This window comes from uncultured Rhodococcus sp., assembly GCF_963525155.1.
Taxonomy (GTDB): Bacteria; Actinomycetota; Actinomycetes; order Mycobacteriales; family Mycobacteriaceae; genus Rhodococcus_F; species Rhodococcus_F qingshengii.
Genome location: NZ_CAURKP010000284.1, coordinates 1 through 5,023 on the forward strand (window position 1 = coordinate 1; position 5,023 = coordinate 5,023).

At 64.2% G+C, this 5,023-nt stretch carries 5 protein-coding genes and 1 pseudogene; all 6 read left to right on the plus strand.

Annotated elements, in window-relative coordinates; genetic code table 11:
* Positions 1-276: pseudogene (locus tag RWT78_RS28120) on the plus strand (cobyrinate a,c-diamide synthase); the annotation flags it as partial.
* Positions 277-289: 13 nt separating this feature from the next.
* A complete protein-coding gene (locus RWT78_RS28125; protein WP_007734999.1) occupies positions 290-673 on the plus strand; it encodes a cobalamin biosynthesis protein in 384 nt (127 codons plus the stop codon).
* Positions 670-1,896, plus strand: a complete 1,227-nt coding sequence (cobA, locus tag RWT78_RS28130) for a uroporphyrinogen-III C-methyltransferase (protein ID WP_007735001.1) — start codon at positions 670-672, stop codon at positions 1,894-1,896. Before RWT78_RS28125 ends, cobA begins: the two co-directional genes overlap by 4 nt.
* A gap of 11 nt (positions 1,897-1,907) precedes the next feature.
* Entirely contained in the window at positions 1,908-3,404 is a 1,497-nt protein-coding gene (locus RWT78_RS28135) for an MFS transporter (protein WP_399552211.1), read from the plus strand.
* 80 nt (positions 3,405-3,484) lie between these two features.
* The gene (locus RWT78_RS28140) at positions 3,485-3,913 is read left to right on the plus strand and encodes a CBS domain-containing protein (protein ID WP_003942785.1); all 429 of its coding nucleotides are present in this window, start codon (positions 3,485-3,487) and stop codon (positions 3,911-3,913) included.
* A 35-nt stretch (positions 3,914-3,948) separates the two neighbouring features.
* On the plus strand, positions 3,949-5,023 hold a 1,075-nt coding region (locus RWT78_RS28145), incomplete at its 3' end, for a protein adenylyltransferase SelO family protein (protein ID WP_314682547.1).

Here is a 5,023-nt window from a genome sequence, read left to right on the forward strand (position 1 = left end):
AAACGCCGGACCCTCGGGTACCGCGAAGCAGTGGCGATCAGCGACTCCAGCCTCTTCGAAGCAGGCTCCCGCGTCACCGGTCACGAGTTCCACCGAACGTCTCTCGTCTCGGCAGACGCGGACGGTTGCGGAAGTGCGTGGGGGTGGCGGCCCTGGGACGGCGGCAGTGTCCGCGAAGGATTTGTTCGCGGCGGCGTCCACGCGTCGTATCTCCACACTCATCCGGTGGGGCAGCCCGAATCGATCGCGAAGTTCGTCGATGCCGCACGGGGATGACCTCTGTATAGGCGTGGGATTCACGACGAGTGTCACCGCGAAGAACATCGTCGCTGCGGTGAAGGCTGTGCCCGCGGCGCAAGGGAAGATCGTGGTACTCGCCACTGTGGCGGCAAAAGCTGAGTCTTCGGCTCTTCTGACAGCGGCCCATGAACTGAACGTCCCGATTGTGAGTTTCGCCCCGGACGTACTTGCGCGAGTTCAAGTTCCGTCACCATCGCCTCGCGTCGAGAACGCCGTCGGAACGGCAAGCGTCGCGGAAGCGGCTGCGATCCTCGCGTCCGGGGGCGGCCGACTTGTGCTGGCCAAGACTGCCAGGGATGGAGTGACCGTGGCCGCGGCCCGTAAAGTTCCCTCCAGCTTGACCAATTCTGACAACGAAACGGAGTGCGAGTGAGCGAGTCCACCGCAGACGAGACCAACTACCTGGTCGGCCTCAACCTGACCGATCGACGCGTGGTCGTGTTCGGTGGCGGCACTGTGGCTCAGCGCCGACTCGGACTGCTGGTCGCCTCTGGTGCCCGCGTTCACGTCATCAGTCGCGCGTTCACTCCAGCCGTCGAAGGTATGGCCACTGCCGGTCAGATCACGGTCGAAGAGCGCCCGTACGCCGACGGCGACCTCGAAGGTGCGTGGTACGCCATCGCCTCGACCGACGAGCCGGAAACCAATGCGGCGATCGTCGCCGAAGCGGAGCGTCGCCACATCTTCTGCGTGCGCGCCGACAACGCGAAGCACGGCACCGCCGTCACTCCCGCCAGCGCCGAGTACGACGGTATGAGCATCGGAATTCTGGCGGGCGGCGATCACCGTCGTTCGGCAGCAGTCCGCACCGCCGTCGTCGAAGGTCTTCAGTCGGGCGTGCTCGCCGATACGGCCGAGCCTGCCGCTGCGGGTGTTGCTCTCGTCGGTGGTGGCCCCGGTGATCCCGATCTGATCACCGTGCGCGGACGCCGTTTGCTCGCCCGCGCCGACGTCGTCGTGGCCGACCGATTGGCTCCGCCGGAGTTGCTCGCCGAACTGGGTCCGGACGTAGAGGTGATCGACGCCGCGAAGATCCCGTACGGCCGTGCCATGGCTCAGGAGGCTATCAACGCCGCGCTGATCGACAACGCGAAGGCAGGCAAGTTCGTGGTCCGCCTCAAGGGCGGGGACCCGTACGTCTTCGGACGGGGATACGAAGAACTCGAAGCGTGTGCCGCTGCCGGCGTTCCGGTGACCGTAGTGCCCGGAATCACGAGCGCGATCTCGGTCCCGTCGGCCGCAGGCATCCCGGTCACCCACCGCGGGGTCACCCACGAGTTCGTCGTCGTCAGTGGGCACGTGGCTCCGGATCATCCGGATTCGCTGGTCGACTGGTCGGCGCTGGCCAAGTTGCGCGGCACGATCGTGCTGCTCATGGCGGTCGAGCGCATCGATCAGTTCGCGAAGGCACTCGTCGACGGTGGACGCCCGGCAACCACGCCGGTCACCGTCATCCAAGAGGGCACGCTGCGCACTCAGCGTGAACTTCGGGCCGATCTGGCGACCGTTGCTCAGCGCGTCAAGGACGAGGAGATCAAGCCTCCGGCGATCATCGTGATCGGGCCGGTCGCGGGCTTTTCCGTCGACGCTGGGTAACGTGAAGTCTTGTGTCTGATTCCCCAACATCTGAAACCGCTTCGGCGAATGCCCCGGTAGCGACTCGAGTCATCGGGCTCGCCATCATCGTCCTGAGTGGTTTGCAGATGATGGTGGTGCTCGACGGCACCGTCGCGAACCTCGCGCTGGCGCCATTGCAGGCAGACCTCGGGCTGAGCGACAGTGGTCGCAATTGGGTGTTGACTTCGTACGCGCTTGCGTTCGGTGGGCTCATGCTCCTCGGTGGTCGCCTCGGTGACGCGTACGGGCGCAAGAAGATGTTCATCGCGGGAGTCTCGCTGTTCACGGTGGCGTCGTTGCTCTGTGGTCTCGCCCTGAACGAGGGCATGTTGATCGCAGCGCGGGCGCTTCAAGGTGTCGGCGCAGCCGTGGCGTCGCCCACCGCCTTCGCCCTTGTTGCCACGACTTTCGCCGCGGGTCCGGCTCGTAATCAGGCCATCGCGATTTTTGCCGCCATGACGGGCGTCGGATCGATCGCCGGTCTGATCATCGGCGGCGCATTGACCGAGGTGTCATGGCGACTGATCTTCCTCATCAACGTCCCGATCGGGATCGCGCTCGTCGGCATGGCGTTCCGCGCCCTTCGCGAGACGAATCAGACGCGTCTGGCTTTGGATGTCCCCGGCGCGATCCTCGCGACTCTCGGGTGCACCGGTGTTGTTTTTGCTCTCACCGAAGGCCCGGAAATGGGATGGGGGAGTATCGCCGTCATCGGGGCATTGGCGGCCGGATTGGTCGCCCTCGCCGCCTTCCTCTTCGTCGAGCGAACTGCGGACAACCCGCTCTTGCCCTTCTCGTTGTTCGCCGATCGCAACCGTGTCGCGACGTTCCTCGCCATCTTCTTCGTTGGTGGCGCGATGTTCAGCATGACGGCCTTCGTCGCGCTGTTCGTGCAGGACATCATGCAGTATTCGCCGTTGCGTGCCGGTATCGCGTTCATTCCGTTCGCGTTCGGATTGGGCGCCGCCGCGTCGGTTGCTTCCAAGCTCGCCGTGAAGGTTCAACCCCGTTGGCTGGTCCTCACCGGCGTCGTGATCATGATCGTCGGACTCCTCTACGGATCTACTCTCGATTCCGATTCCACCTACCTGGCCAACTTGTTCGTGCCCGTGATCGGGATCGGATTCGGTATCGGCCTCGCGATGGTGCCCTTGCCACTGTGCGCGATCGCCGGTGTCCCGGAGACCGAGATCGGCCCGCTGACGGCCATCGCTCAGGTTGCCCAGACGCTCGGTGGGCCACTGGCGCTGTCGGTGATCGGTGCAATGGCGACGTCGAAGACGCTCTCGCTCGGCGGCATTTCGGGCAAGGCAGCGGACATGAATCCGGCGCAATTGATCGCACTCGGAGAGGGATACACCTTCGCACTTGTGGGCTGCGCGGTCTGCGCGGTGTTCGCCGGTATCGCGGCGCTGTGCATCAGGTTCACACCTTCTCAGGTAGCCCAGGCACAGGCTGCGGAGAAGGCAGCTCAGGGAATCGCCTGATCAGTCCTGTTTTTCCGCTTCGCTAGCCGATACGATCGTTGCAGGACGTGCCGAGAGTCTCGACGGATCGGGGTGCCGTGATGCGGATCGCGGACATATTGCGAAACAAGGGCAACAGCATCGTCACGATCGACGCCCATACGACGGTCAACGGGTTGCTGTGCGATCTTGCCCGCCACAACATCGGAGCCATGGTGGTGGTCGACGACGACGCGGTGGTCGGCATCATCTCCGAACGCGATGTCGTTCGACGCCTGCACGAGCGTGGCCCGGACCTTCTCGGGATCCAGGTTTGCGAGGTCATGACCGCTCTGATGTACACGTGCGTTCCGGCAGACGCGGTGGACAGCATTGCCGCGATCATGACCGAGCGTCGAATCCGGCATCTGCCGGTGATCGAGGACGGCAACCTCCTCGGCATCGTCAGTATCGGTGACGTGGTGAAGAGCCGCATCGACGAGCTCAAGAGCGAACGCGATCAGCTCGAGTCGTACATCGATCAGGGCTGATCGATAGTCCATCGCACGGTGACTACTCTCGTGTGATGGCTGCAATCGAGGAATCCACAGCAGACACGGTCACCATCGTGGCCGGCCTGGAGAGTACTTTCGCGGACGAACTCGGCGCTCTGACGGTGCCGTGGCAAGGTGCTGCCGCCCCTGACCCGCAGTTGCTCGTGGTGAACGAGCAGCTGGCTGCGTCGTTGAGATTGGACGTAGCAGCGCTGCGCAGTGTGGACGGGATCGGCGTCCTGTCCGGTTCGACGGTGCCGGTCGGGGCCACACCGGTGGCGATGGCGTATGCGGGTCATCAGTTCGGTGGGTACGCACCAATTCTCGGGGACGGTCGGGCTTTGTTACTCGGCGAACTCGTCAGCAGTGACGGGCAGCGAGTGGACTTGCATCTGAAGGGCTCCGGGCGCACGCCGTTCTCTCGGGGCGGCGACGGGTATGCGGTCGTAGGGCCGATGCTGCGCGAATATCTCGTCAGTGAGGCGATGAATGCCCTCGGTGTCCCCACTACGCGCGCGCTGTCGGTGGTGGCGACGGGCCGAGACGTTCGCCGCAACGGCGCAGAACCCGGTGCCGTGCTTGCACGGATCGCGTCGAGTCACCTACGCGTTGGGACCTTCGAGTTCGCGGCCCGGCAGGGCGAGGTCTTGCAGCCGCTCACCGATTACGCGATTGCCCGGCACTACCCGGAGCTGACCGAACTTCCGGCAACGGGTACACACAATCGCTACCTGAAGTTCCTCGAGGCAGTGGTCGAGGCGCAGGCATCACTGGTGGCGAGGTGGATGCTCATCGGTTTCGTGCACGGGGTCATGAACACCGACAACACGACAATTTCGGGGGAGACCATCGATTACGGTCCGTGCGCCTTCCTCGACGCGTTCGATCCGGCGGCAGTGTTCAGCTCGATCGACCACGGGGGCCGCTATGCATTCGGCAATCAGCCCGCTGTACTGAAGTGGAACCTGGCGCGCTTGGCAGAAACACTGTTGCCACTGATCGATTCCACACCCGACGAAGCAATTTCCGCGGCGTCAGCAGTTCTCGAGACCTTCGACGAGCGCTACGAGGGTCACTACGCGGCCGGTCTCGCGGCAAAGCTGGGTC

What these genes read in the sequence shown, in the direction of transcription:
- RWT78_RS28140 (WP_003942785.1), top strand. Translation starts at nt 3,485, where the DNA reads ATGCGGATCGCGGACATATTGCGAAACAAGGGCAACAGCATCGTCACG.